This window comes from Streptomyces sp. BK208 (genome assembly GCF_004364245.1).
Classification (GTDB): Bacteria; Actinomycetota; Actinomycetes; order Streptomycetales; family Streptomycetaceae; genus Streptomyces.
Genome location: NZ_SOAV01000007.1, coordinates 228,559 through 254,527, shown reverse-complemented (window position 1 = coordinate 254,527; position 25,969 = coordinate 228,559). Strand labels below are relative to the sequence as shown.

23 protein-coding genes are annotated in these 25,969 nt (G+C 73.7%); 4 read left to right on the top strand and 19 right to left on the bottom strand.

Annotation, left to right across the window (positions count from 1 at the left end):
• Window positions 1-116: 116 nt before the first annotated feature.
• From EV562_RS19455 to EV562_RS19445, 3 genes are all read right to left on the bottom strand, one after another.
• Entirely contained in the window at window positions 117-404 is a 288-nt protein-coding gene (locus EV562_RS19455) for a zf-TFIIB domain-containing protein (RefSeq protein WP_052837822.1), read from the bottom strand.
• A gap of 81 nt (window positions 405-485) precedes the next feature.
• On the bottom strand, window positions 486-1,442 hold the full coding sequence (locus EV562_RS19450) for a phosphotransferase (RefSeq protein ID WP_133888070.1): 957 nt from the start codon (window positions 1,440-1,442) through the stop codon (window positions 486-488).
• Window positions 1,443-1,951: 509 nt separating this feature from the next.
• Window positions 1,952-2,134 carry a hypothetical protein gene (locus tag EV562_RS19445; RefSeq protein ID WP_133888069.1) on the bottom strand — a complete coding sequence of 61 codons (183 nt, stop codon included), beginning with the start codon at window positions 2,132-2,134 and terminating at the stop codon, window positions 1,952-1,954.
• A 582-nt stretch (window positions 2,135-2,716) separates the two neighbouring features.
• On the opposite strand from EV562_RS19445, the gene EV562_RS19440 reads away from it, so the two are divergent.
• Window positions 2,717-4,153, top strand: coding sequence for a serine/threonine-protein kinase (locus EV562_RS19440; protein WP_166661903.1), 1,437 nt, complete (start codon window positions 2,717-2,719; stop codon window positions 4,151-4,153).
• A 258-nt stretch (window positions 4,154-4,411) separates the two neighbouring features.
• Here the strand turns inward: EV562_RS19440 and EV562_RS19435 are convergent, their stop codons facing one another.
• The 9 genes from EV562_RS19435 to EV562_RS19395 form a co-directional block, all read right to left on the bottom strand.
• Complete coding sequence (locus EV562_RS19435) at window positions 4,412-5,230, bottom strand: RNA methyltransferase (RefSeq protein WP_133888067.1); 819 nt, start codon at window positions 5,228-5,230, stop codon at window positions 4,412-4,414.
• Between the two features lies 1 nt (window position 5,231).
• Entirely contained in the window at window positions 5,232-6,464 is a 1,233-nt protein-coding gene (gene cobA, locus EV562_RS19430) for a uroporphyrinogen-III C-methyltransferase (protein ID WP_133888066.1), read from the bottom strand.
• A gap of 168 nt (window positions 6,465-6,632) precedes the next feature.
• Window positions 6,633-10,388: a nicotinate-nucleotide--dimethylbenzimidazole phosphoribosyltransferase gene (gene cobT / locus EV562_RS19425; protein WP_133888065.1), complete on the bottom strand. Its 3,756-nt coding sequence runs from the start codon at window positions 10,386-10,388 to the stop codon at window positions 6,633-6,635.
• Between the two features lie 372 nt (window positions 10,389-10,760).
• Entirely contained in the window at window positions 10,761-11,987 is a 1,227-nt protein-coding gene (cbiE, locus tag EV562_RS19420; protein WP_133888064.1) for a precorrin-6y C5,15-methyltransferase (decarboxylating) subunit CbiE, read from the bottom strand.
• A 118-nt stretch (window positions 11,988-12,105) separates the two neighbouring features.
• Complete coding sequence (locus EV562_RS19415; protein WP_133888063.1) at window positions 12,106-12,744, bottom strand: GNAT family N-acetyltransferase; 639 nt, start codon at window positions 12,742-12,744, stop codon at window positions 12,106-12,108.
• 194 nt (window positions 12,745-12,938) lie between these two features.
• Complete coding sequence (locus tag EV562_RS19410; RefSeq protein ID WP_133888062.1) at window positions 12,939-13,766, bottom strand: MetQ/NlpA family ABC transporter substrate-binding protein; 828 nt, start codon at window positions 13,764-13,766, stop codon at window positions 12,939-12,941.
• Between the two features lie 67 nt (window positions 13,767-13,833).
• Window positions 13,834-14,571 (bottom strand): methionine ABC transporter permease, encoded by a 738-nt coding sequence (locus EV562_RS19405; RefSeq protein WP_166661884.1) that lies wholly within the window; start codon window positions 14,569-14,571, stop codon window positions 13,834-13,836.
• On the bottom strand, window positions 14,568-15,632 hold the full coding sequence (locus EV562_RS19400) for an ATP-binding cassette domain-containing protein (protein ID WP_166661883.1): 1,065 nt from the start codon (window positions 15,630-15,632) through the stop codon (window positions 14,568-14,570). The genes EV562_RS19405 and EV562_RS19400 overlap by 4 nt, the downstream gene beginning before the upstream one ends.
• A gap of 423 nt (window positions 15,633-16,055) precedes the next feature.
• Window positions 16,056-16,706, bottom strand: coding sequence for an HAD family hydrolase (locus EV562_RS19395; RefSeq protein WP_133888060.1), 651 nt, complete (start codon window positions 16,704-16,706; stop codon window positions 16,056-16,058).
• 60 nt (window positions 16,707-16,766) lie between these two features.
• Between EV562_RS19395 and EV562_RS19390 the strand changes: the two genes are divergently transcribed.
• Entirely contained in the window at window positions 16,767-17,126 is a 360-nt protein-coding gene (locus EV562_RS19390) for a hypothetical protein (RefSeq protein WP_133888059.1), read from the top strand.
• Window position 17,127: 1 nt separating this feature from the next.
• Window positions 17,128-17,544: a hypothetical protein gene (locus tag EV562_RS19385; RefSeq protein WP_133888058.1), complete on the top strand. Its 417-nt coding sequence runs from the start codon at window positions 17,128-17,130 to the stop codon at window positions 17,542-17,544.
• A 34-nt stretch (window positions 17,545-17,578) separates the two neighbouring features.
• Here the strand turns inward: EV562_RS19385 and EV562_RS19380 are convergent, their stop codons facing one another.
• The 3 genes from EV562_RS19380 to EV562_RS19370 form a co-directional block, all read right to left on the bottom strand.
• Entirely contained in the window at window positions 17,579-18,076 is a 498-nt protein-coding gene (locus EV562_RS19380) for a GNAT family N-acetyltransferase (protein ID WP_133888230.1), read from the bottom strand.
• Between the two features lie 57 nt (window positions 18,077-18,133).
• Window positions 18,134-18,634: a sigma-70 family RNA polymerase sigma factor gene (locus EV562_RS19375; protein WP_133888057.1), complete on the bottom strand. Its 501-nt coding sequence runs from the start codon at window positions 18,632-18,634 to the stop codon at window positions 18,134-18,136.
• Between the two features lie 74 nt (window positions 18,635-18,708).
• Window positions 18,709-19,887, bottom strand: a complete 1,179-nt coding sequence (locus EV562_RS19370) for a glycerophosphodiester phosphodiesterase (protein WP_133888056.1) — start codon at window positions 19,885-19,887, stop codon at window positions 18,709-18,711.
• 505 nt (window positions 19,888-20,392) lie between these two features.
• On the opposite strand from EV562_RS19370, the gene EV562_RS19365 reads away from it, so the two are divergent.
• Window positions 20,393-21,064, top strand: coding sequence for a lysophospholipid acyltransferase family protein (locus EV562_RS19365; RefSeq protein WP_102929886.1), 672 nt, complete (start codon window positions 20,393-20,395; stop codon window positions 21,062-21,064).
• 74 nt (window positions 21,065-21,138) lie between these two features.
• Here EV562_RS19365 and EV562_RS19360 read toward each other — a convergent pair whose 3' ends face one another.
• The 4 genes from EV562_RS19360 to argH form a co-directional block, all read right to left on the bottom strand.
• A complete protein-coding gene (locus EV562_RS19360) occupies window positions 21,139-22,671 on the bottom strand; it encodes an MFS transporter (RefSeq protein WP_133888055.1) in 1,533 nt (510 codons plus the stop codon).
• Window positions 22,668-23,219, bottom strand: coding sequence for a TetR/AcrR family transcriptional regulator (locus EV562_RS19355; protein ID WP_243860095.1), 552 nt, complete (start codon window positions 23,217-23,219; stop codon window positions 22,668-22,670). Before EV562_RS19355 ends, EV562_RS19360 begins: the two co-directional genes overlap by 4 nt.
• Before the next feature lie 97 nt (window positions 23,220-23,316).
• Entirely contained in the window at window positions 23,317-24,288 is a 972-nt protein-coding gene (locus EV562_RS19350) for an aldo/keto reductase (protein ID WP_133888054.1), read from the bottom strand.
• Between the two features lie 103 nt (window positions 24,289-24,391).
• Complete coding sequence (argH, locus tag EV562_RS19345) at window positions 24,392-25,819, bottom strand: argininosuccinate lyase (RefSeq protein ID WP_133888053.1); 1,428 nt, start codon at window positions 25,817-25,819, stop codon at window positions 24,392-24,394.
• Window positions 25,820-25,969 lie beyond the last annotated feature (150 nt).

The window sequence follows — 25,969 nt, the reverse complement described above, 5'->3', positions numbered from 1 at the left end:
TAAAACCCCATTTACCGCCCACCCCCCCCCCCCCCCCGCCGGTCCCCCGGGCGGGGTATGCGGGGGGGGGGGCTCCGTGGGGCGCGGCCCCGCCGGGCGGGCCCCGCGCCGGCGGGTCAGCTGGAGAAGAGCATGCGTCCGAAGCTCTTCTGGCGGTGGTGGCCGTAGTGACCGTGGCCGCCGTGCTGCGGGGCGCCCCACGCCGGGGCCTGGGCCGCGGGGTACGCCTGCGGCGCGGCGGGCGGGGGCGGCGGAGCGGGCTGGGACCATTGGGCCTCCAGGCGGGTCAGCGACTCCAGCTCGCCGTAGTCCAGGAAGATGCCGCGGCAGCCGCTGCACTGCTCGATCTGAACGCCGTTGCGGTTGTAGGTGTGCATCGGTGCGTGGCACTTGGGGCACTGCATGCTCGGCTCAACTCCTCGCCGGTCGGTCCTGCTTCGCGTATCGCCAGGACAGACTCTGTCCCGCCGCGGGTCGGTTGCACCCTACTGCGGGGAAGTTTCCGCTCCCGCCCGTGGGCCGGTGGCCCGGACGGACGCCATGCGCACGCAGGCGTCGACCAGGGAACGCTCCACCTCGTCCAGCGGCCGACCGGCCAGGACCGCCTTGGTGAGCGCCCGGGCGGCGGTCTGCGCGGTGAGCGCGCGGGCCGGGACGTCCAGGGCGGGCCACGGGTCGCCGTCGGCGGGGACGGCGGGACCGCCACCGGCGCGGTAGGCGGACAGGAAGCGGTGCCACTCCTCGGGCGGAAGCAGCCCGCACGCGTACCAGGCCGCGGGGCGGGCCAGGTCCCAGGCGGGCACGCCGGTGCCGAGGTCGTCGACGTCGATCAGCAGCCAGGGCCCGTCGGGTGCGGGGTGGCGTACGAGCTGGCCGAGGTGGAGGTCGCCGTGGCAGAGGGTCGTCGTGTCCGGCATGGGAGCTTCGCCGCGCGCCCAAGGCGGGAGCGCGGCCCAGGCCGCCAGTACGGGCGCGGCGTCGGGGTGGCCGGGTGCGGCCTCCCGGAGACCGGCCACGGCCAGGGCGGCCTTCGCCGGGCCGCGCATGGGCGGTACGGCGGTGGGGGCAGGCGTGCGGTGGAGGCGGGCGAGGAGAGCGGCCGCGGCCTCCCACGGCGCCCCGTCCGGGTCCTCCGGGTCCACGGGTGTGCCGTAGGGCCAGTACGTGACGAGCCGCCCGTGCAGGGCCACCGGGGCCGGACCGAGCGGGGGGAGGAGTACGCCGGGGAGGCGGGCGGCGGCGGTGACTCGGCCGGACAGCTCGGCGGGGTCGGCGTCCGCGGCATGGGCCTTGGCCACGGTGCCGGCGTGCCGGACGACGGTGGCGTCGGGGCGGTCGGCGAGGGTGGCCGCGCCGCAGGGGCAGGCCGGGGTGCGGGCATGGGCCGCCTCCCTGACGCGGGCCTCCAGGGCGGGGAGGAGGGCTTGGTCGTCCGTGGTCACGTGGGTGAGGGTACGCAGGACTTGGGATGCGTGGCCGCCGGGTGTGGCGGGCTCGGGCGCAGGGGGCGGCGGAGCACGGCGGGCTCGGGCGCAGGGTCTGGCGGGCTCGGCCGCAGGGGGCGGCGGAGTCTGACACAAGGCGTGGGGCCCGGGCATACAGGGCGCGGCGGGTGCGGCGGCAGGGCCTGACGGGGTCGGCCGCAGGGTGCGGCGGGCGTGGGCGCAGGGTGCGGCGGGCGCGGGCACAAGGCGCGGTGCGCGGGCGCAGGGCGCGGCGGGGTCGGGTACGGGGTCTGGCGGGCCAGGGCGCAGGGCGGGCTGGTCGTGGCCGGGTCCGGCGCCGGTTCGGTCGTCCTGTGCGCCGGACTGGCCGATGGGCGGGGAAAAGCAATGCCGGCGCAGCTCCCCAGCTGCGCCGGCATTTTGCCGTCCGCCGCACCCCCGTCCCCACGGGGTTTCATGGATGGATGTCCCCGCCCGGACCGCTCTTCCGGGCCTGGGGTCGCCGCTCAGCGCCCCAGCACCACACCCACGGACGACGCCTGTGTGGCCACTGTCTCCCACCCGTCGAAGACGAGGAGGAGCAGGACCGCCAGGGGCAGGGCCATGAGCGTCGCCACCGCGGGGTGGCGACGGCCCTGACGGCGGCTTGCGCGTGTGCGGAGCAGTGTCCGCGGAACCGTCTGGGCCATGGTCCCTCTCCTGACCGTTGCGTGTCTCGGTTGTCGTTGTCTCGCAGCGGCGGGTGTCTGACCTCGGGGGACGAGTGCTGCCACCCGCCGCTTGACCTCAAATCTATGGGCCCGGCGGTCCCCGGACGTCATGCCCTCGTACCGATTGCCGGGCCTCCCGGAGGATGAGCCGGGACCGGCCGCGTACTCCCCTGGGTGGAGACCGCCCACCGGGTGTCGGGGTCGTCCCGGAGGGGGCGCCCACCGTGTCCTCATATCTCCGGACTGTCCGGTGACTTCTCTCACTTCGTCCCCCTCCCCGCACCCTTCCGTGCCCGCCCCGGGACCCGCCAGGCCCGCCGCCGTGCCGGGGACGGAGGGACCGCCCCGGCCAGGTCACCCCGCTCAGGCCCAATCCCCCGGCCGCCACGGGGGGTTGGGATCACGGCCGGAGTGCTGCCGGTCATCGGGCGGGTGCGCTGACCCCGCCTCAACTGTCGTGCCGGGCACTGACAATCCGTTGTCCCGAGAGGGCGCGGCCTCTGCGCGCGGGCGGCCGTGGAAACGTAAGCTGTGGCACGTCACAGGGACCGGGCAGCGGGGATGAACATGGCGATGATGCGCCTGAGGCGCGAGGACCCGCGCGTCGTCGGCTCGTTCAGGCTTCACAGACGGCTCGGCGCGGGTGGGATGGGCGTGGTCTACCTGGGCTCCGACAAGAAGGGGCAGCGGGTCGCGCTGAAGGTCATCAGGCCCGACCTGGCGGAGGACCAGGAGTTCCGGTCCAGGTTCGCGCGCGAGGTGTCGGCGGCCCGGCGCATCCGGGGCGGCTGCACCGCCCGGCTGGTCGCCGCGGACCTGGAGGCGGACCGTCCCTGGTTCGCCACGCAGTACGTGCCCGGCCCCTCCCTGCACGACAAGGTCGTCGACGGGGGTCCGCTGATCGCGGCCGACGTCGCGGCCGTGGGCGCCGCTCTTTCCGAGGGCCTGGTCGCCGTGCACGAGGCCGGGGTGGTGCACCGGGACCTCAAGCCGTCCAACATCCTGCTGTCCCCGAAGGGACCGCGGATCATCGACTTCGGCATCGCCTGGGCCACCGGTGCCTCCACGCTCACGCACGTCGGCACCGCGGTCGGCTCCCCCGGTTTCCTCGCGCCGGAGCAGGTGCGCGGGGCCGCGGTCACACCGGCGACGGACGTGTTCTCGCTGGGGGCCACGCTGGCGTACGCGTCGATGGGCGACTCGCCCTTCGGGCACGGCAGTTCCGAGGTGATGCTGTACCGCGTGGTGCACGAGGAGGCCCAGCTGCACGGCGTCCCGGACGCGCTCGCCCCGCTGGTGCGGGCGTGCCTGGCCAAGGACCCCGAGGAGCGCCCCAGCACCCTGCAACTGTCGCTGCGGCTCAAGGAGATCGCGGCCCGGGAGGCCCAGGGCATGGCCGACGTACGGCCGCCCGCGCCGCGCAGTGCCGAGGCCGACCGGCCCACGGGGCGGCTCGCCGACACCTACCCGGAGCGTGACCGGCGGCGTCCGCAGGGCCGGCCGGGCGCGCAGGGCACCCCGGCGCCGCGCGGCACGTCAGGGTCGCGGGGGCCCACGTCCCGGGGCGCGGCTCCGTCGCGCGGCGGCACGCCCTCGCGCGGCGGCACGCCCTCGCGGGGCGGCACTCCGTCGCGTGGAGGCGGCACGGGGGCGCGGTCCGGGGCCCGGCCCACGCCCTCCTCGCGCGACACGGGCGGCCGTAGCGCCTCCCGCAACGACGGCGGCGGCAGGCCGGCGCCCCGCAGTGGGGCCGGCCGTACGGCGCCGAGGACGACGGGGGGCGGCTGGCGGCGGCCCGCCAATCCGCGGCTGCTGCGGCAGCGCCTGTTCGTGTTCGTGGTGGTGACGCTGCTGGTCGCGCTGGGTATCGCGGCCGCGCAGGGCTGCCAGGGGCCCTCGCGCGGACTCGGCGACGACCGGGGCGGTGGCCTGCGGGCGACCCAGCAACAGGAGCGGGTGGACCCGCCCAGCGGCCTGCCGGGGCAGCCGGCACTCTGAGTCGGGGTGCGCCCCCCACGGGGCTCACGCCGAGGCGCCGCCCGGCGTCACCGCGTGGCCGGAGTGCCGTGCCCGGACGGGGCTCGCTCCAAGAGGCGCCCGTCGTCCCCGCGTGATCGCCATGCCACGCCCGGACGAGCGCCGTCCCGACAGGCGCCCGCCGTCACCGCGTAGTCGGTGTGCCGTGCCCGGACGGGACTCACGCCGTAGGGCGTCCCGCCGTCACCGCGTAGCCGGTACGCCGCGCCCGGACGGGACTCACGCCGTAGGGCGTCCCACCGTCACCGCGTAGAAGGCGACCGCGGCCGCCGCGCCCACGTTCAGGGAGTCGACGCCGTGGGACATCGGGATGCGCACCCATGTGCCGGACGCCGCCAGGGCCCGTCGGGACAGGCCGCTGCCCTCGGCGCCCAGCATGAGGGCCACCCGCTCCATGCGGTGCGGGGCGACCGCGTCGAGGGGCTCGGCCCGCTCGTCGGGGGTGAGGGCGAGGAGGGTGAAGCCGGCCTCGCCGACCGTCGCCAGCCCGGCCGGCCAGGTGTCGAGGCGGGCGTAGGGCACGGAGAAGACCGCGCCCATCGAGACCTTGACGCTGCGCCGGTACAGGGGGTCCGCGCAGTCCGGGGAGAGCAGCACCGCGTCCATGCCGAGCGCTGCGGCGGAGCGGAAGATCGCCCCGATGTTGGTGTGGTCGTTGACGGACTCCATGACGACGACGCGGCGGGCGGTGGTCAGGAGGCCGGCCGCGGTGGGAAGGGGCTTGCGCTGCATGGAGGCCAGCGCGCCACGGTGCACGTGGTAGCCGGTGACCCGTTCGGCGAGTTCGGGGTCGACGACGTACACCGGTGCCGGGGCGTCGTCGATGACGTCGCGCATGGCGGCGACCCACTTGGCGGACAGCAGCATCGAGCGCATCGCGTAGCCCGCCTCGCCGGCCCGCCGGATGACCTTCTCGCCCTCGGCGATGAACAGGCCCTCGGCGGGTTCGCGGCGCCGGCGCAGCTCGACGTCGGTCAGGCCGGTGTAGTCGTGCAGGCGCGGGTCGTCGGGGTCGTCGATCGTGACGAGGCCGGCCACGTCACACCGTCCCGTGCGGGCCCACGGCGACGACCTCGCCGACGACGATGACGGCGGGCGGCCGGACCTCCCGGGCGACGACCGTCTCGGCGACAGTGGCGAGGGTCGCGTCCACCCGGCGCTGGGCGGCCGTCGTGCCCTCCTGGACCAGGGCGACCGGGGTGTCCGGGGACTTGCCGTGCGCGACGAGGGCCTCCGCGATCCTGCCGATCTTGTCGACGCCCATGAGGATGACGAGCGTGCCGGTGAGCTTGGCGAGGGAGGGCCAGTCGACAAGGGAGCGCTCGTCGTCGGGGGCGACGTGGCCGCTGACCACGGTGAACTCGTGGGCGACGCCCCGGTGGGTGACCGGGATGCCGGCCGCGCCGGGTACCGAGATCGTGCTGGAGATGCCGGGGACGACGGTGCAGGCGATGCCCGCCTCGGCCAGCGCCTGCGCCTCCTCCATGCCCCGCCCGAAGACGAACGGGTCGCCGCCCTTGAGCCGTACGACCGCTTTGCCCTGCTTGGCGTGCTCGATCAGCGCGTTGTTGATGGCCTCCTGGGCCATGAAGCGCCCGTACGGGATCTTCGCCGCGTCGATGACCTCGACGTGCGGCGGCAGTTCGGCCAGCAGGTCGCGCGGGCCGAGCCGGTCGGCGATGACGACGTCGGCCTCGGCGAGCAGACGGCGCCCGCGGACGGTGATCAGGTCCGGGTCGCCGGGACCGCCGCCGACCAGGGCGACACCCGGGGTACGGCTGCGCTGGTGCGGGGCGACGAGGGTCCCGTCGCGCAGGCCCTCCACCACCGCGTCGCGGATGGCCGCGGTGTGGCGGGGGTCGCGGTAGCGCGCGTCGGTGGTGAGCACGGCGACGGTGACGCCCTCGCTGTGCCCGGTCGCCGGGGTCCACGCGGTGGCCTGGTCGGCGTCGTCGGCGCGCACACACCACACGCGGTTCCGCTCGCCCTCGGCGGAGGCGGCGTGGTTGGCCTCGGCGTCGCTGGTGGCGATCAGCGCGTACCAGGCGCCCGCGAGGTCCCCTTCCGCGTACGGGCGCCGCTCCCATGCGATCTCGCCCGCGTCCGCCATGGCCTCGACGGAGGGGGTGGCCTCCGGCGAGACGAGGTGGACGTCGGCGCCGGCCGCGATGAGGGCGGGCAGGCGGCGCTGGGCGACCTGCCCGCCGCCGAGGACGACCACGCGACGGCCGGTGAGGCGGAGGCCTACGGGGTAGGCGGGGTGTTCGGCCATGAGGGGACGGCTCCTCTTGCGGCGATGGCGCTGACGTGCGGATTTTACGGCGGGGTGGCGGGCGGGGCCCAGGTGGTCCGGTGGTTGGACCGGGACGCCCTGCGGCGGCCGCGGGCGCCGCGGCCCGGCGGGGCCCGGCACCGTGCGCCCGGGCCCCGTCGGCCGCCGCTACTTCTCGGTGACGCCCGCCGAGTCGAACGTCGCGACCTCGTGCATGGCCCGCGCGGTGCTCTGCACCATCGGGAGCGCGAGGAGCGCGCCGGTGCCCTCACCGAGGCGGAGGTCGAGGTCGACCAGCGGACGCAGGCCCAGCTTGTTGAGCGCGGCGACGTGGCCGGGTTCGGCACTGCGGTGACCGGCGATGCAGGCGGCCAGGACCTCGGGGGCGATCGCACGGGCCACCAGGGCGGCGGCTCCGGCGCTGACGCCGTCCAGGATCACCGGGGTGCGCAGGGAGGCACCGCCGAGCAGCAGGCCGACCATGGCCGCGTGCTCGAAGCCGCCGATCGCCGCGAGGACGCCGATCGGGTCCGCGGGGTCCGGCTGGTGGAGTTCGAGGGCGCGGCGGACGACCTCGGTCTTGCGGACCAGCGTCTCGTCGTTGATGCCGGTGCCGCGGCCGGTGACCTCGGCCGGGTCGGCGCCGGTGAACACGGAGATGAGCGCGGCGGACGCGGTGGTGTTCGCGATGCCCATCTCGCCGGTGAGCAGCGCCTTGTTGCCGGCCGCCACCAGGTCGCGGGCGGTCTCGATGCCGACCTCGACGGCCTGCTTGGCCTCCTCGCGGGTCATCGCGGCGCCGGTGGTCATGTCGGACGTGCCCGCGCGGACCTTCCGGGGCAGCAGGCCCGGCGTCGCGGGCAGGTCGGTGGCGACACCGACGTCCACGACGCACACCTCGGCGCCGACCTGGGTGGCGAAGGCGTTGCAGACCGCTCCCCCGCCCAGGAAGTTGGCCACCATCTGGGCGGTGACCTCCTGCGGCCAGGGGGTGACGCCCTGGGCGTGCACTCCGTGGTCGCCGGCGAAGACCGCGACGGCGGCGGGCTCCGGGATGGGCGGGGGGCACTGCCGGGACAGTCCGGCCAGCTGGGCGGAGATGATCTCCAGCATGCCGAGTGCGCCGGCCGGCTTGGTCATGCGCTTCTGCCGCTCCCAGGCCTCGCCGAGTGCCTTGGCGTCCAGCGGGCGGATCTGCGCGACGGTCTCGGCGAGCAGGTCGTGCGGCGCCTCGCCGGGCAGGGCGCGACGGCCGTACGTCTCCTCGTGCACGACCCAGGACAGCGGGCGGCGCTTGGACCAGCCGGCCTGCATCAGCTCGGGCTCGTCCGGGAATTCGTCCACGTATCCGACGCACAGGTAGGCGACGATGTCCAGGTGCTCGGGCAGGCCGAGGGCGCGCACCATCTCGCGCTCGTCGAAGAAGCTGACCCAGCCGACGCCGAGGCCCTCGGCGCGGGCGGCGAGCCAGAGGTTCTCGACGGCGAGCGCGGAGGAGTACGGCGCCATCTGCGGCTGCGTGTGGCGGCCGAGGGTGTGCCGCCCGCCACGGGTGGGGTCTGCGGTGACGACGATGTTGACCGGGGTGTCGAGGATGGCCTCGATCTTCAGTTCCTTGAACTGCTTGGCCCGGCCCTTGGGCAGCGACTTGGCGTACGCGTCGCGCTGACGCATCGCCAGTTCGTGCATCGCGCGGCGGGTGTCGGCGCTGCGGATGACGACGAAGTCCCAGGGCTGCGAGTGGCCGACGGAGGGTGCGGTGTGCGCGGCCTCCAGGACCCGGAGCAGCACCTCGTGCGGGATGGGGTCGCTGCGGAAGCCGTTGCGGATGTCGCGGCGCTCGCGCATGACCTTCAGTACGGCCTCGCGCTCGGCGTCGTCGTAGGCGGGGGCCGCGGGGCCGGCGGGCTGTCGTCCCTCGGCGGGCGCGACCGCGGGCGCGGGGGTGCCCGCGTGCGGGTCCTCGTGCGTCACGGGGCTGTCCGCGTCGTGCGGGCCCTCGTGCGCGGGGGCTTCCTCGGGCGCGGGGGCTTCCTCGGCCGCGGGCCCGGCCTGGGCCGCGAGCGGTTCCTGGAGCGCGGGGTCCGCGTGGTCCGCGGGGGGTGCGTCGGGCAGGTCCGCCGCATCCGGCGCTCCGGGCGCCGGGTACTCCTGGGCGGCACCGCGGGTGTCGAGGTCGTCGGCGCTCTGGACGAGTGCGGGGTCGGCCTCGCGGGGCGCGGGGACCTCGGCCACCGGCTCGTCGGCGACCGGGTCCGTGACGGGCGGTTCGTCGGCGGCCGGTTCGTCGGCGACCGGCTCGCGTGCCTCCGGCGGGAGCAGAACGGCCTCGGGCGGCGTGGGGGCGAGATGCGGGGCCGTGGGCACCTGACCGCCGTCGACGGGCAGGAACTGCACGAACTGGTCCGAAGGCGGTTCCGGAGCGGCGGGGGCCTGGGCGGGGAGCGGCTCCGACGTGGCGTTGCCGGTGGCGGGCACCTCCTCCTCGACGGACTGCGGGGCGGCCTCCCTCACGGCCGCCTCCAGGTCCTGCTGCTCCTGTTGCTCCTGCTGCTCGTGCTGTTCCTGCGGTGCGCCGGCGTCCAGGAGGGACTGGGGACCCTGAGCGGGCTGCGGAGCCGCGGTCTCCGGGGCTGCCTGCGGATCGGCTTCCGGGGCCGGTTGCGGAACGGCGAACTGCGGCGCGGGCTGGATGTCCGGATGCGGGTGCGGCGCCTGCTCCGGGACGGGCTGCGCGGCCGGCTGCGGCTGCGCGGCCTCCTCCTGGAAGGGCACGGGCTCCTCGCGGACGGGGGCGGGCTGCTCCGGGGCCGGCTCGGGTGCGGTCGCTCCGGCCGCCGGGACGGCCACGGACACGTCCGATGCCGACACGTCGGCGGCCTCGGGCTCGGCGCCTTCGGGCTCCGAAGCCTCGGGCTCGAACGCTTCGCCGTACGGCTGTTCCCGCGGCGCGGGAGCCTCCGGGGCGTGAGCCGCCCGGAGTTCGTCGGGCGTCTCCGGTGTCTCCACCGCCGCCGCTGCCGGCGCCTGCTCCGCGGTCGCCTGCTCGGGAGCGTCCTGGCCCGCCACGGGTGCTGGGACGTCCTGGACCTCCGCCGGTGCGGGGACGTCCTGGGTCTCCGGCGCGGCCTGGGGGTCCTGGGTCTCCTGGGCGGGCTCGGCGGGCTCGCCCGCGGGCTCCGCGGTGAGCGCGTCGGGGGCGGGTACGGCCTCCGGCGAGGGCATCTCGTACGGCTCGGCGGGTTCTCCGGTGTCCCCGGACGCCCCGCCCGTCGCCGCCACGGCCTCCGTCGCCACACGGGTCACGAGGGCCTGGGCCGCGCCCACCGGCTCGGACGCCTGCTCCGGCACCGGAACAACCGTTTCCGCGTGTCCCGCCCCGGAGTCCGCCGGCGCCCCGTGGGCCTGCGGTACCGGCTGCGCGCCCCAGGGCGCCGCCGCCTGCGGGGTGGCCATGGCGGCCTGCGGGACGTCGAGGTACTCCGGCCCGGCGGTCGGCGGGCCGGGATGCCGTACCGGCGCGTCGGCGGGGCCGCGGTCGGCGAGGGAGCGGACCGGGCTCGCGGAGGCGTCGGGGATGGGCGGGCCGAGGTGGAGGGGCCGGCGCTGCGGGACCGGGGTGGCCATGGGGTCCTGTGCCGGGTCGGGCAGGCGGACGCCGCCCAGGTCGACCGAACCGCTGTCCCGACCGGACATCTCGTGCGGGCCGGGCTGGTGCACGGTCTCGACGACCGGCTCCGGCGCCGGCGGCGCGACCTCGTTGCCCCAGGCACTCTGGGCTCCCGGCAGCAACAGCAGGTCCTCGTCCTCGGCGGTGGCCTCGGAGAGGTAGGTGTACGCGCCGGGTGCGGGGACGCCCGGCTGCTCCACCGTGCCTGCGTCCTCCGGCAGCCCCTCGCCCGGGATCTGGCCGGTGTCGGTCATGCGTAACCCCTCGCCCATCGGTTAGTGCTTCTACGACCAGCTCGCCCGGGACGGCGCACCGACCGCCCCGTAGTGAGAACGAGCGTGCGTGCCCAGCGGCACGAACGACCCGCAGGAAAAGACGACAAAGCCATTGAGTGGCATTGTCCCGGTCGTTCCCCCGCCACGACAGCTTGATCCGCGACGGCTCGCTGTGGACTGCGCCACGTTGCGCGTCCTCCGGTTCTGCCGTACCGCGCCCACCCCCGAAGGAACGGTTTTTTACGGACATCGCCCGACGAACAGCCGGGTGTCCGCACGCGGTACAACAATCCGCCAGCCTACCCCGCGCGGTATGACCAACCGATCACGGGGCGCGGTCGTCGTCGGTCCTCAACGGGGCGCCTCGCGCCGCACGATCTCTCCGCTGAGCAGGAACGCCACGCTCCGCTCCGTCTCCGTCCAGGCCCGGGTGTCGAGTTCCACGGACTGCAACAGGGCGCACTCGACGCGGTATCCGTGCTCCGTCAGGTCCCTGCCGACGAGTTCGGCCGCGTCGCGGGTCGCGGCGTGCGCGACGATGCGCTGCGGGCGGCGGTCGGCGACCGCGGAGACCACGGCCGCTCCCCCGCCGCCGACCCGGACGACGTCCGGTTCGGGGAGGTTCTCCAGGATGTGCGGTGCGTCGCCGTGCACGGTCTGGAGCTGGACGCCGAAGTGCCGTGCGGTGGCCTCGGTGCGCGCGCAGGCCTCCCGGTCCCGGTCCACCGCGATGACGGCGGCGCCGCCGCGCGCGGCCTCGGTGGCGAAGGCGCCGCTGCCGCAGCCGATGTCCCACACGAGATCGCCGAGGCGCGGCCCGAGCCGGGCCAGTTGGGCGGTGCGGAGCAGGTCGCTCTCGCCCTCGCCCAGTTCGCCGCCGTACGCCGAGGCGGGCAGTGACCAGCCGCGCGGGCCGCCGGCGGGCGCGCGGCCCGCGATCCAGCCGGTGCCGTCGCCCTCGACGGCGGGACCGGCGCTCCCGCCCGCCACGATGACGACGTTCGGGTCGCGCCAGGTGTGGTCGGCGGCCTTGTCGGAGGTGACGACGGTGACGCGTTCGCGGGTGGTGCCGAGTTCCTCGCAGATGACGAAGGTGCGGTGGACGCCCTCCATCAGCAGGCCCAGTTCGGCCGGACCGGCGCCCGGTGAGGTGAGGACCGCGACCTTGGAGTGGGCCCGGCAGACATTCACCGCGCGTCGCAGGGTGCGGGGGTGGGCGACCACCACGTGGGCGTCGTCCCAGGGCATTCCGGCGCGGGCGAAGGCGGCGGCCACCGAGGAGACGGCGGGGACGACCTCCACTTCGAGGCCGAACTCGGGGGCACGCAGGGTGCGTACGACGCCGAAGAAGCCGGGGTCGCCGTCGGCCAGGACGACCGTCGTGCCGCGGTGGGCGGCGAGGCGGCGGGCGGCGAGGGCGACGCTGCCGAGCCGGATGCGTTCGGCGCCGGGCGGTACCTCGGGAAGTGCCAGGTGGTGTGCGGCGCCTGCCACCAGGGTGGCGGCACCCAGTGCGGAGCGTGCCGCGGCGGTCAGCGGCGAACCGTCCCAGCCGATCACCGTGACCCGGTCGGCCATCGTCGTCAGTCTCCAGGGTTTTCGCAGGTGGTAATCGTGACACCGTCGCGGGCGCGCTCCGTGAGCGTACCCGGTGCGGTCCGGGACCGGGCGGCGGCGCCGGTGGTCCCCGTGTGTGTCAGTTCCAGTCCGTGAAGGTGGTGAAACCGTCGGTGTCGGTCAGCTCTCCGGTGGCGCCTTCGAGGTCCTCCGGCAGCAGGCTCCACACGATGAAGTCGGTGCGTACGTCCGACCAGACGCCGTCGTCGGTGCGGACGCGCGCCATGCAGGCGCCGCGCAGTACGCCTTCGCTGATGCACCCGATCTTCTGGGCGACCTGCTGGGAGGCGGTGTTGTCGGCCGCGGTGCGCAGCTCGACGCGCTCGAACTTCTGGTCGCCGAACAGCCACTGGGCGGTGGCGAGCGCCGCCTCGGACGCGTACCCCTCACCCCGGGCCCAGGGGGCCACTATGTAGGAGAGTTCGGTGGACCGTACGTGCCAGTTGGTCTTGGTCAGCTGGACGACGCCGACCAGTCGCTGGGTGAGGAACTCGGTGACGGCGAGGTCCAGGCCCCGGCCCCCGGTGCGCTCGGCGGGGGCGTACTCGCCGATCCAGGTGGCGGCGTCGTCCTCGGTGAAGGGCTGGGGGACGTGGGTCCAGGCGGCGACCTGCTCGTCGTTCATCATCGCGGCCAGCGCGGGGACGTCGTCCTCGTCGAGGGGGCGCAGCACCAACCGCTCCGTGCTGATGGAGATGTTGGGGAAGGTGCTCGTCATGCGCCGCTCCGTAATCCGGTGACCGTCGGGGACTGCTCGAACTGCCCAGCATGCAGCATGAAAGCACTCAACCGCACCACCGGGTCCGCCCCGTGAGCACGGAGCGGACCCGGTGGGTGACGCGGGGTCGGGACCGGCCGGAGGGCCCGCAACCGACCGGAAGGGACCGGGAGGGACCAGGGGGACCGGACCGGTCAGAAGGAGGGGAGCACGGACCCGGCGTAGTTGTCCTCGATGAACTTCTTCACCTCGGGCGAGGTGAGCAGCTTGGCGAGCTTCTTCACCCGCGGGTCGTCCTCCTGGCCCTCCTTGACGACGAGCAGGTTGACGTTCGGGTTGTCGTCGGCGGACTCCAGGACGAGGGCGTCCTTGGCGGGCTTGAGGTCGGCGTCCAGGGCGAAGTTGCCGTTGATGACGGCCGCGTCGACGTCGTTCAGGGCGCGGGGGGTCTGGGCCGCCTCCAGCTCCTTGAACTCGAGGTCCTTCGGGTTCTCGGTGATGTCGGCGGTCGTGGCCGAGTTGCCGACGCCCTCCTTGAGGGTGAGCAGGCCCTCCGACGCCAGCAGCTGCAGGGCGCGCGCCTCGGTGACCGTGTCGTTGGGCAGGGCGACGGTCGCGCCGTTCTTCAGGTCACCGACCTTGTCGGCCTTCTTGGAGTAGAGGCCGAGGGGCTCCAGGTGCACCGAGGCGACGGACTTCAGGTGGGTGCCGTTCTTCTTGTTGAAGTCCGCGAGGTAGGGCTCGGTCTGGAAGTAGTTGGCGCCCACCGAGCCGTCCTCCGTCGCCGTGTTCGGCGTGACGTAGTCGGTGAACTCCTTGACCTCCAGGTCGAGGCCCTCCTTCTTCGCCAGGTTGTCCTTGACGTAGTTGAGGATCTCGGCGTGCGGCACGGGCGTCGCGGCGACGACGAGCGGGCCGGACGTGTCGGAGGCGGAGTCCTTGTCCGAGCCGCAGGCGCTGAGCCCGAGGGTGAGGGCTCCGGCGGCGAGGACGGCGGTGGTGATCTTGGCGGTGTTACGCACGAAAAGTGCCTTTCCTGAGGTGGTGCGACCCCGTCCCGGGTGAGGGCCGGGGAGTCCTGGGGGTGGGTTACGCGACCTTGCTCACGTCGGCCGCGGCGGGCTCCTCGGCCTTGAGCAGGCGGAGCCTGGGACCCGCGCCGCCGCGTCCGCCGCGGCGGTGCAGTGCGCGGGCGGCGTAGTCGCCGGCGAACTGGATGAGCGAGATGGCGACGGCGAGGAGCGCGACGGTGATCCACATGAAGCCGGGGTCGAACCGCTGGTAGCCGTAGCGCACGGCGAGGTCGCCGAGTCCGCCGCCGCCGACGGTGCCGGCCATGGCGGAGTAGCCGATGAGCGCGATGATCGTGGTGGTGGTGCTGGCGATCAGCGAGGGGAGCGACTCGGGGACCAGGACCTTGCGGACGATGGTCCAGGTGCTGCCGCCCATGGACTGCACGGCCTCCACGAGCCCGCCGTCGACCTCGCGCACCGCGGTCTCGACGAGTCGCGCGAAGAACGGGATGCCGCCGATGGCGAGCGGCACGATCGCGGCCTCGCTGCCGATGGTGGTGCCGGTGATCCAGCGGGTGAAGCTCATCAGCGCGACCATGAGGATGATGAACGGCATCGAGCGCCCGATGTTCACGATCTGGCCGATGACCTTGTTCACCACGACGTTCTGCAGCAGTCCGCCCCGGTCGGTGAGGACGAGGAGCACACCGAGCGGGAGCCCGGCGACGACCGCGATCAGGGTGGACCAGCCGACCATGATCAGGGTCTCCCAGGAGGCCTGCTCCAGCAGCGGCTGCATCTGCGACCAGGTCACTTGGCACCTTCCTTCACCAGCGAGGCGGGGGCGGCCGGGACGGCCGACGCGTCCGGCGTCCCGTTCACCACGTCGATCTGCAGCCCCTGTTCACGCAGGAAGCCGACGGGCACCACGTTGTCCTCGTAGCGGCCGGGCAGCTCGATGCGCATCCGGCCGACCTGGAGACCGCCGACGGTGTCGATGGCGGCACCGAGGATCGATATGTCGATGTTGTAGGTGCGCGAGAGCTGGGAGACGACGGGCTGGGTCGCGGCCTCCCCGTGGAAGGTGACGTCCAGAACGGTGCGGTCGTCGCCGGAGGCCTCACCGCCGACCGGGAAGAGCGCGGCGGCCAGTTCGGAGCCCGGGGTGGCGAGGAGTTCGCCGACGGTGCCCGACTCGACGATGCGGCCCCGGTCCATGAGGGCGGCCGAGTCGCAGATGCTCTTGACGACGTCCATCTCGTGGGTGATGAGCAGGACGGTGAGACCGAGCTGCCGGTTCAGGTCGCGCAGCAGCTGGAGGATGGAGCGGGTGGTCTCCGGGTCGAGGGCGCTGGTGGCCTCGTCGGACAGCAGGACCTTGGGGTCGCCGGCCAGGGCGCGGGCGATGCCGACGCGCTGCTTCTGCCCGCCGGAGAGCTGGGCGGGGTAGGCCCCGGCCTTGTCGGCGAGGCCGACCAGGTCGAGCAGCTCCAGCGCCTTGCGGGAACGTTCCTTCCCGGAGGTGCCGAGGATCTCCAGCGGCAGTTCGACGTTGTCCCGCACCGTCCGGGAGGACAGCAGGTTGAAGTGCTGGAAGACCATGCCGATACGGCTGCGCGCCTGCCGCAGTTCCCGGCCCGCGCGGGGGCCGCGCCCGGCCAGGGCGGTGAGGTCCTGCCCGGCGACGGTGACCGTGCCGGAGGTGGGGCGCTCCAGGAGATTGACGCAGCGGATGAGCGAGGACTTGCCGGCGCCGGACTGGCCGATGACGCCGTACACCTCGCCCTCGCGGACGTGCAGGTCGACGCCGTCCAGGGCGGTGACCTCCCGGCCGCGTGAACGATAGACCTTGGTGAGGCCCGATGTGGTGATCACGTGGGTTTCCGTCACTGTCGAGTGCGCGGCGCGGTGGTGGGCGCCGGGCACGGGGCGTTGTTCTTCGGGTTCTCGGCCCATCGGAACGCGGCACGGTTCTCGCGGTGGCGGTGCGCCATGGCGGTGGACCGGGGGAGAAACGTGTGCGCGGGGCGTGGCCCGGCCGCGTGCGCGTGGGGCGCGGACGGACGGGCGCGGGCGCTCGCTTCGGGGCGCGAGGCTCAGATGGTGCGGGGGCCCTCTAGAAGGCGCACATTCGGCGGCACATACAACGAGCACCGGGCGTCGTGGTCGCCTCGGTCGCAGGGGTGCGGTCGCTCGTGGTGCTCATGCGGATCAGTAAAGCAGACGTACGGCTCTGTCCGGAGACCGCTGTCCGGATACTGGACAGCGGTGGACGGTGACCGGTCGTCCGGGCGCCGCTCAGCCTCGGACGGTGACCTCGACCCCGCCCTCGGTGACCAGTGCCGACAACGCCGAGAGGTCGGTGACCACCAGGTCGGCGTCGAGTTCGTCGGGCCGGTGGGTTGTGGCCAACGCCACGGTCCGCATGCCGGCGGCGCGACCCGCCTGGAGCCCGGCGGGAGCGTCCTCGAAGACGACGCAGTCGGCCGGGTCGACACCCAGGGCACGCGCGCCGAGCAGGTAGGGCTCGGGGTCGGGCTTGCCGCGGGTGATGTCGTCGGCGGCGACGAGCGTCTTGGGCAGGATGCCGACGGCGTCGAGCCGTGCCTCGGCGAGCCGCCGGGTGGCGGAGGTGACGACGGCCCAGCGGTCGGCGGGCAGCGCGTCGAGGAAGGCGCGGGTGCCGGGCAGCAGCCGCACGCCTCCGGCGGGCACGTCCTCGACCTCCAGCTGCTCGATCCGGGCGACGGCCTCGGCGACCACTCCGGCGGGCAGCAGGTCGGCGGCTATCTCGGCGGCCGGCCGGCCGTGCAGTTCGACCTGCCCGAACTGCTCGGCGGTGATCCCGTACTCGACGGCCCAGCGCGTCCAGCAGCGGCGCACGGACGCGAGGGTCGAGACGAGGGTGCCGTCGTTGTCGAACAGGAGGGCCTGTGCGTGGAGCTTCATGTCCCCGACCATACGGGGCCGGGGACGGCGGGCCTTTTGGGCCGTAATAGGCTCGCTGCCATGCTTGACGTCCTGACGCTGGTGACCGGCGTCGCCGCGCTGCTGCTCGCCGCCTGGTGCGGCTGGGCCGCCTACCGTGACCAGCCGACGAAGGACTGGCACTTCATCGGCATGGCCGTGGTCTCGGCGCTGGCGCTGATCCAGCTGGTGATCGGCGTGGTGCAGCTGGCGCGGGGCGAGGAACCGGCGCAGGGCACGACGATCTTCGTGGCGTATCTGCTGGGCGCCTTCGCCTGTGTGCCGGCGGCGGGGTTCATGTCGCTGGCCGAGCGCACCCGCTGGGGCTCGGTGACGGTCGCCGCCGGCGGTGTCGTCCTCGCCGTCCTCGAGGTCCGGCTGTACGACATCTGGGGAGGCTGACGTGGTGGCCACGGAGGAGAAGCGGACCGGGCAGCGGCTGATCAGCGGCCCCGGCATCCTGCTGGTGTGGCTGTACGGGGTGATGGTCGTCGGTGCCGTGTCGCGGTCCGTGTACCAGATCGCGACCGAGCTGGACCGGGCGCCGCTCGCCTACACGCTGTCGGCCGTCGCGGGCGTCGTCTACGGGTTCATCACGTACACGCTGGTGCGCGGTGGCGAGACGGCCCGCAGGGCGGCGCTGGTGTGCTGCGCCGCCGAGCTGGTGGGCGTCCTGACGGTCGGCACCTGGACGCTGGTGGAGCCGTCCGCCTTCCCCGACGCGACCGTGTGGTCGGACTACGGGATGGGCTACCTGTTCATCCCGGTGCTGCTGCCGCTGTCGGCGCTGTTCTGGCTGCGCCGGGCCCGCACCGCGTAGCGGTCCGGGACTCCGGGGCCGTCGGTCCGGGCACTCAGGCCGTGGTCGCGTACGTCCCGGCCGGCTTCTCCAGGACGATCATGGGCACCCCGTCGGCGCCCTCGGCCGTCCCGACCGTCTCGTAGCCGACCCGGCGGTACAGCCGCAGGTTGCTCTCGCTGCGGTGCCCGGTGTGCAGCCGGAACCGCTTGGCGCCGCGCTGCTCGCCCAGGGCGGACTCGGCGGCCCGCAGCAGCCGGGCGCCGATGCCGTGCCCCTGGAGCCGGGGGTGGACGCAGAGCTTGCCGATGGACGCCGCCCCGTCCTCGGTCACCCGCCCCCGCACCGAGCCGACGACCTCGTCGCCGAGCCGTGCCACGAAGACGCAGTCGGTGGCGACCTCTTCGCGCACGGAGTCGAGGGTCTGGACGAGCGGGTCGATGCGGTAGTTGGCGTACAGCGCCGCCTCGCTCTGGAAGCAGAGGTACTGCAGCCGGAAGATCTGCTCGGCGTCCTGTTCGGCCGCCGCCGAGATGGTCACGCTCATGCCCATGTGCGCATGCCTCCCGCTCACCTGATCACCTGTGGTCCCCCACTCCTATCCCCGTCCTCAGCCCGCCGCAACCTCCGGTGTCAGCAATCGCCGCAGACATCCCAGACATCGGGAGCGTTCCGGGCCAAGACTGCCCTGTGAGATACCCAACTCCCCCGCGATCTCCCGGTATGTGAGGTCCTTCGGCGACAACAGGGCCTCCATCAGCCGGGGGCAGCGGCCCGGCAGCCGGCGCACCGCGTCGCGCAGGGCGCGGTGCCGGGCCGCGGTGAGCGCGATCCGCTCGGGCTCGTGGACGTACTCGGCGACAGCGTCGGGCTCGTTCCCGTACGGCCGTTCGTTGCGGGCCGTACGGCGGGTCCGGCGGGCCTCGGTGCGTACGGCGCTGCGCAGCCAGCGGTGCGGGTCGGAGGGCGGACCGTCGTCCTCCAGGCGTTCCAGCAGGCGCAGCCAGACCGCCTGTTCCAGGTCGCCGGGTTCGGCTCCGGAGGCATATGCCTCGGCCGAGGCCTCGGCGGCGAGCAGGGGATGCAGGGAGGTTACGAGGTCGTGCGTCATATGCAGGTCGACGCGGCCGCCCGGGCGGTGAGTTGCCCGGGCGGCCGAAGCTCACTCCAACAGGGGGCGGGCGCTCAGTCGTTGACGAAGTCCTCGCGGGCCAGCACGCCCGTGTCCGGATTGTCGGTGAAGACGCCGTCGATGCCGGTGGCGAAGTACGCGCGGAACGCGCCGAAGGCGTCGCCGTAGGCGTCGGGGTCGTCGCCCTTGCGGAACTCCGCGGGCAGGAAGGGGTTCTCGTTGCGCATGGTGTAGGGGTGGAGGATCAGTCCCGCGCGGTGCGCGTCGCGGACCAGGGTCGTCGGCTCGGTGAGACGGCCGGCGGAGTCCTTCGGGATGATCAGGTCGAGGGTGGGGCCGATGCCCTGCGCGTAGGAGGCGATCTCCTTCAGGCCCTCGGGGGTGACGAGGTCGGCGGTCGTGCGCGGGTCGCCGGTCTCGACGAAGTCCCAGGGACGGCTGTCCGCGCCGGACAGCAGGACGGCGAGCGGGTTGCCGACCAGCTTGTTCATCCGCTGGATGCTGGTGGGTTCGAAGGACTGGATGATGACGGGCGAGTTCTTCCGGTCCTTGCCGTACTTGCGCAGCAGCCGTGCCAGGCGCTCCTCCGTCCCGAGGCCCAGCTTGCGGAAGTAGGTGGGGTGCTTGAGTTCGGGGTAGATCCACACCTGCTTGCCCCGCTTGCGGGTCTGCTCGTTCTGCCAGCGCAGCACCTCCTCGAACGTGGGGATCTCCCAGCGGCCGTCGTAGAGGGCGTTGTGCGGGCGGTTGGCCGGGATGCGCTCGGTGGCGCGGAGCGTCTTCAGCTCGGCGAGCGTGAAGTCCTCGGTGAACCAGCCGGTGGTGGAGACCCCGTCGAGCAGCTTGGTGCGCCTGCGGCCGGCGAACTCGCGGTGGTCGGCGACGTCCGTGGTGCCGCCGATCTCCGGCTCGTGCCGGCAGACGAGATGGCCGTCCTTCGTGGGGACCAGGTCGCCCGCCTCGACGATGTCGGCACCCAGGTCGAGGGCCAGTTCGTAGGAGGCGAAGGTGTGTTCGGGGCGGTAGCCGCTGGCTCCGCGGTGGCCGATGACGGTCGGGACCGGCAGGCTCCGCACCCCGTCGCCGTGTCCGTCACCGTGCCGGGCACCGGCGGCCCGCGCCGTTCCGGGCAGACCCAGGACGGCCCCGCCCGCGCCGAGCACCGCCGCGCCGAGCACCGCCCGCCGTCCGGTGCCGCCGTCCGCCCGCTCGTCCGACTTCCGCGTTCCCATGGGACCCTCCTGCCGTCGACCGTCCCGTGCGGGCCGATCGTAGGGGCGCGTACATGACGAGCGGGAGACCGTGGCCGGAACACGCGGGTGCGCGGGGATGTCGTGTCGCGGGCGCGCCCGGGGTGCCGGGGGCGGACGGACGGTGCGCGGTCGGCTTGGCCGCGGCACGGCGGGGCAGACGTTGACCGCGGCACGGCGGGGCAGACGCAGGAGACGGCATCCGGTGGCGTGGCCCGCGCGGCGCGCCTCACGCGATCGACGTGTCCGGTGTGCTTCGATCCGGGCCGTGTCCGCACCCCCCGAACCGTTGCTGCGGGTCCCGCGGGCGCGACCTGCCTCACATTCGTGTGGAGGCGCGGCCGCCGCGCGACACCCCGGTACCGCAGGTGAACACGCGTCAACAGCGCGCCGGGACCCGGGTGACCCGAGGTGCGTGACCCCCCGGGCCGCGAGTAATGTCCTCACCTGCACAGACTCATACCGCATCCCGACACCGGAGGGCTCGTTGTCCCGCTTCGTGTTCATCAAGGCAGTGCTCGGCCCGATCATGCGCCTGATGTTCCGCACACGGGTGGAGGGTGTGGAGAACATCCCGGGCGACGGCCCGGTGATCCTGGCCGGCAACCACCTCACCTTCATCGACTCGGTGATCATGCCGCTGACCTGCGACCGGCAGGTCTTCTTCATCGGCAAGGACGAGTACGTCACGGGCAAGGGCCTCAAGGGGCGGTTGATGGCCTGGTTCTTCACGGGGGTCGGCATGGTCCCGGTCGACCGGGACGGCGGCCGGGGCGGGGTGGCGGCTCTGATGACCGGCCGGCGCATCCTGGAGGAGGGGCACGTCTTCGGCATCTACCCGGAGGGCACCCGCTCCCCCGACGGCCGCCTCTACCGCGGCCGCACCGGTATCGCCCGGCTCACCCTGATGACGGGCGCCCCGGTCGTCCCGTTCGCCGTCATCGGCACCGACAAGCTCCAGCCGGGCGGCGCCGGTCTGCCCCGGCCGGGCAAGGTCACGGTCCGCTTCGGCGAGGCGATGGAGTTCTCCCGCTACGAGGGCATGGACCGCGACCGCTACGTCCTGCGGGCGGTGACGGACTCCGTGATGACCGAGGTCATGCGGCTGTCCGGTCAGGAGTACGTGGACATGTACGCGAGCAAGGCGAAGGCGGCGTAGGTCCGCGCGGAGCACGGGGAAACGGCGGGCCGCCCGGTGAGCGGCCCGCCGTTTCGCGTGTCCTCGCGCTGCGGCTACGGGTGCTCGGCCCCGTCCTCCAGACGCTGGCCCCGCAGCAGGAACCAGGAGGCCGCGGCGGCGGCCAGCAGGACGGCGGCGCCGACGCCCGCCGCGAGGGCCAGGCCGTCGACGAAGGCCTGCCGGGCCGAGTCAAGCAGCGCCTCGCCGGAGCGGGCGGGAAGCCCGGCGGCGGCCTCCACCGCGCCGCCCAGTGACTCGTGGGCCGCGTCCGGTGTGCCGGCCGGGCCGGTGAAGCCGCGGTACACGCCGGTCACGATGGAGCCGAGCACGGCGATGCCGAGGGCGGCGCCGAGTTCGTACGCCGTCTCGGAGACCGCGGAGGCGGCGCCCGCCTGCTCACCGGGCACGCTGGAGAGGATCACGTCGGCGGTGACGGTGAACGCGAAGCCCGCACCGAGACCGACGACCAGCAGGGCGGTGCCGAGCAGCGGATAGCCGGTGTGCTGGCCGATCACGGTCAGCGCGGCGAGCGCGAGGCCGACGGCGGCGAGCCCGCCGGAGACCACGGCGCGGACCGAGAAGCGCCTGGCCGCACGGCCGGCGATCAGACCGGCCACCACCGCGCCGACGGCGGCGGGGAGTTCGGCCAGACCCGCCTCGAAAGGCCGCCTGCCCTGGACGAGTTGCAGGTACTGGGAGAGGAAGAACACCAGACCGGACAGGCCCAGGATGGTCAGCAGGTCGGCCAGGACCGCCCCGCTGAAGCCCCGGTTGCGGAACAGCCGCATGTCGAGCAGCGGGACCGGCATGGTCAGCTGGCGGCGGACGAAGCCGTAGAGCGCGGCGGCGCCCAGCAGGCCCACGGCGAGCGTGGCCCAGGCGAAGCCGTGGGCGGCGGACTCCTTGACGGCGTACACGACGCCGACCATGCCGACCAGGGAGAGGGCGACGCTTGGCAGGTCCCAGGGGCCCGGATCCGGGTTGCGGGACTCGGGCAGCAGCTTGACCCCGACGACGACCAGGACGGCCATCACGGGCAGGTTGATCAGGAAGACGGAGCCCCACCAGAAGTGCTCGAGCAGGAACCCGCCGACGATCGGGCCGACCGCGGTGCCGGCGGAGGCGGTGGCGCCCCAGATGCCGACGGCGAGACTGCGTTCGCGCGGGTCGTGGAAGAGGTTCCGGATCAGGGCGAGGGTGGCGGGCATCAGGGTGGCGCCCGCGACGCCGAGCAGGGCCCGGGCGAGGATCAGCACCTCGGGGGTGTGCGCGTAGGCGTTGAGGACGGAGATCGCGCCGAACGCCGTGGCGCCGACGAGCAGGATCCGCTTGCGGCCGATGCGGTCGCCGAGGCTGCCCATGGAGACGAGCAGGCCGGCGATGACGAAGGAGTAGACGTCGCCGATCCAGAGCAGCTGGGTGCCGGAGGGGGCGAGGTCCTCACTGATGTAGGGGGTCGCGAGACCGAGCACGGTCGCGTCGACGGCCACCAGCAGCACGGCCAGCACCAGGACGGACAGCGCCAGCCAGCGGCCGGGGCTCTTCACCGCCTCGGTCGGGTGGGCCGGCCGCAGGGTGCGGTTCATGGTTCCTCTCTTCGGAGCGCGCCGCCGAGCAGCAGCTCGACGATCATGTGGGTGAAGTCGTTGCGGGCCACGCGGCCCTCGGTCACGGCCCAGGCGCCGGAGGCCAGCAGGCCGTACAGCGCCTCGGTGAGCCAGGCGGGGGTGAGGTCGATGCGGAATTCGCCGCTCTCCTGGCCCCTGCGGAACAGCTCGGTGAACCCGGCGTCCATGCGGGCCCAGCCCTCGTTCTGCTCCTCGCCCTCGAAGAGCTGGTTCTCGGTGTAGAGGAAGGCGAGCAGACCGGCGGAGGGTTCCATCGCGAGGACCAGCCGGCGTACCGCGTCGGCCGCCGGTCCCTCGTCGGTGCGGGCTCCCTTCAGGGCGGCCTCGCACTCGGCGATGCCCAGCGCCTCCAGCGCCCTCACGAGGGCGTCACGCCCGGCGAAGTGCCGGTGCAGCGTGGCCCGGCTGATCCCGGCGGCCCTGGCGACCTCGTCCATGGTCGCGGTGGACTTGCGGGTCAGCAGGGCCGCGGCGCTGCGCAGTACCTGTTCACGATCGACGGCCATGAGACAACGATAACCCACATGAGACATTCATGTCTCACTCGGGGCGTGCGCGACTCACCCGGCGGGTCGGTCACGGATCCGGGCAGGCCCCGCGGCCTCAGTGCCAGGGCAGCTGCCCGCGGCGCTCCCAGTAGGCGGGCGGGTCCTCGGCGAGTGCGCCGAGGCGCGCGACCTGGTCGTCGTCGAGGTCGACCACGGCGGCGTGCAGGTTGGAGCCGAGCTGGTTGACCGTCGCCGCGCCGGACAGCACGACACCGGCCCAGGGCTGCCGCAGGACCAGCGCGAGGGCGACCGCGTCGCAGCCCAGGGCGGTCTCCTCGGCGACGGCTTTCAGGACGCCGGGGGCGTGCGGCTCCGCGAGACGGCCGTTGGCCATGCCCTCCTTGACGATCACGGTCAGTCCGGCCTCGTGCGCCTCGGCGAGCGCGGGCCCGGCGGAGGTCTCCAGCGCGTTGTACGTCGACTGGACGGTACGGAAGAGGGGCACGCCGTCGACGGTCACGGCGAGCGCGGCGCGGATGGCGTCGGCCTGGGCGGGGCCGCTGGTGGAGAAGCCGACGGTGCTGCCCTGCGCGGCCGCCTCGGCCAGCCTGGCGTGCAGGTCCTTGTCGGTGAGGGCCGGGCTGTCGGGGGTGAGCGAGTGGATCTGGTACAGGTCCAGCCGGTCGCCGAGCAGGGCGTCGGTCTCGGCGCGCTGACGGTCGTACGTCGCGACGCCGTGGTCCTTGACCTCGTGCCGCTCGGCGTCGGTCGTCCAGTCGGCGGTGTAGGTGTAACCCCACTTGCTGCCGACGACCACGTCGTCGGCGTCGGGCCGCTGCCGGAGCCAGTCGGCGAGGAACTCTTCGGAGCGCCCGTAGGAGCGGGCCGCGTCGAAGTAGCGCACGCCCTGCGCGTAGGCGGCGTCGAGGAGGTCGTGCGTCCGTTCGCGCAGTGCCTCGACGGAGCGGTCGGCCGGCAGGTCCCGGTCCCGGCCGAGGTTGATGTAGCCGGGGCGGCCGACGGCGGCGAGACCCAGGCCGATGTGGCAGGTGGGGGTGGTCGCCGCGGCCAGGCGGGCGAAGGGCATCGCGGACTCCGTTCGGTCGACGGCTGAGGCCGGTGTGGCTGCCTAGCTGTTGACCAACGTAACCGCGATGCCCCTCGGGCACACCGGCTACCGCCTCGCGCTGCTACTTCTTGGCGGTCGCCCAGGCGTGCTGGGCCGCCACGTCCGCCTTGACCTCGGCGAGCTGGACGGCGACCGCGCTGGGCGCCGTACCGCCGCGGCCGCTGCGGGAGGCGAGGGCGCCGGGGACGTCGAGGACGGTGCGCACCTCGGGGGTGAGGTGCTCGGAGATCTTCGCGAACTGCTCGTCGGTCAGCTCGTCCAGCTCCTTGCCGTCGGCCTCGGCGACCTTCACGCACTCGCCGGCCACCTCGTGCGCGACGCGGAACGGCACGCCCTGCTTGACCAGCCACTCGGCGATGTCGGTGGCGAGCGAGAACCCGGCCGGGGCCAGCTCCTCCATCCGCTCGCGGTGCACGGTGAGGGTGGCCATCATGCCGGTGAAGGCGGGGAGCAGGACCTCCAGCTGGTCGATGGAGTCGAAGACGGGCTCCTTGTCCTCCTGGAGGTCGCGGTTGTACGCGAGCGGGAGGGCCTTGAGCGTCGCCATCAGACCGGTCAGGTTGCCGATCAGCCGTCCGGACTTGCCGCGGGCCAGCTCGGCGATGTCGGGGTTCTTCTTCTGCGGCATGATCGAGGAGCCGGTGGAGAAGGCGTCGTGGAGGGTGACGAAGGAGAACTCCTTCGTGTTCCAGATGATGATCTCCTCGGCGATCCGCGAGACGTCCACGCCGATCATCGCGGTGATGAAGGCGAACTCGGCGACGAAGTCGCGCGAGGCGGTCCCGTCGATGGAGTTGCCGACGCTGCCGTGCTCGAAGCCGAGGTCGCGGGCGACCGCCTCCGGGTCCAGGCCGAGGCTGCTGCCCGCGAGCGCGCCCGAGCCGTACGGCGAGACGGCGGTGCGCTCGTCCCACTGGCGCAGCCGCTCCGCGTCCCGGCCCAGGGCCTGGGCGTGGGCGAGGACGTGGTGGGCGAAGAGCACCGGCTGGGCGTGCTGGAGGTGGGTGCGGCCGGGCATCGCGACGTCCGGGTGCGCCTCGGCGAGGCCGATCAACGCGTCCTGGAGGTCGGCGATCAGCGCGCCGACGGTGCGGGCGTGGTCCCGCAGGTACATGCGGAAGAGGGTGGCGACCTGGTCGTTGCGGGAGCGTCCGGCGCGCAGCTTGCCGCCGAGGTCGGGACCGAGGCGCTCCAGCAGCCCCCGCTCCAGGGCGGTGTGGACGTCCTCGTCGGCGATGGTGCCGGTGAAGGAGCCGTCGGCGACGTCCGCCTCCAGCTGGTCGAGCCCGGCGATCATCCGGGTCAGCTCGTCCTCGGTGAGCAGACCCGCCGCGTGCAGCACGCGCGCGTGGGCGCGCGAACCGGCGATGTCGTAGGGGGCGAGCCGCCAGTCGAAGTGGACGGACGCGGACAGCTTCGCCAGGGCCTCGGCGGGACCGTCGGCGAAACGACCGCCCCAGAGCCGGACGTCACCGCTGTTGCTGCTCACTTGGGTCGCTCCTCACCGTACGATCACTGTCCTGCATGAGTATGCAGAGCTTTGCATGATTCGTCAATCCGACGCGGTGGCCGTCCGCGGGCGGCCGAACCGTCCGGATGGCGGGACCACCGGATATTTCCCGGACAAGGGCACGGCCGG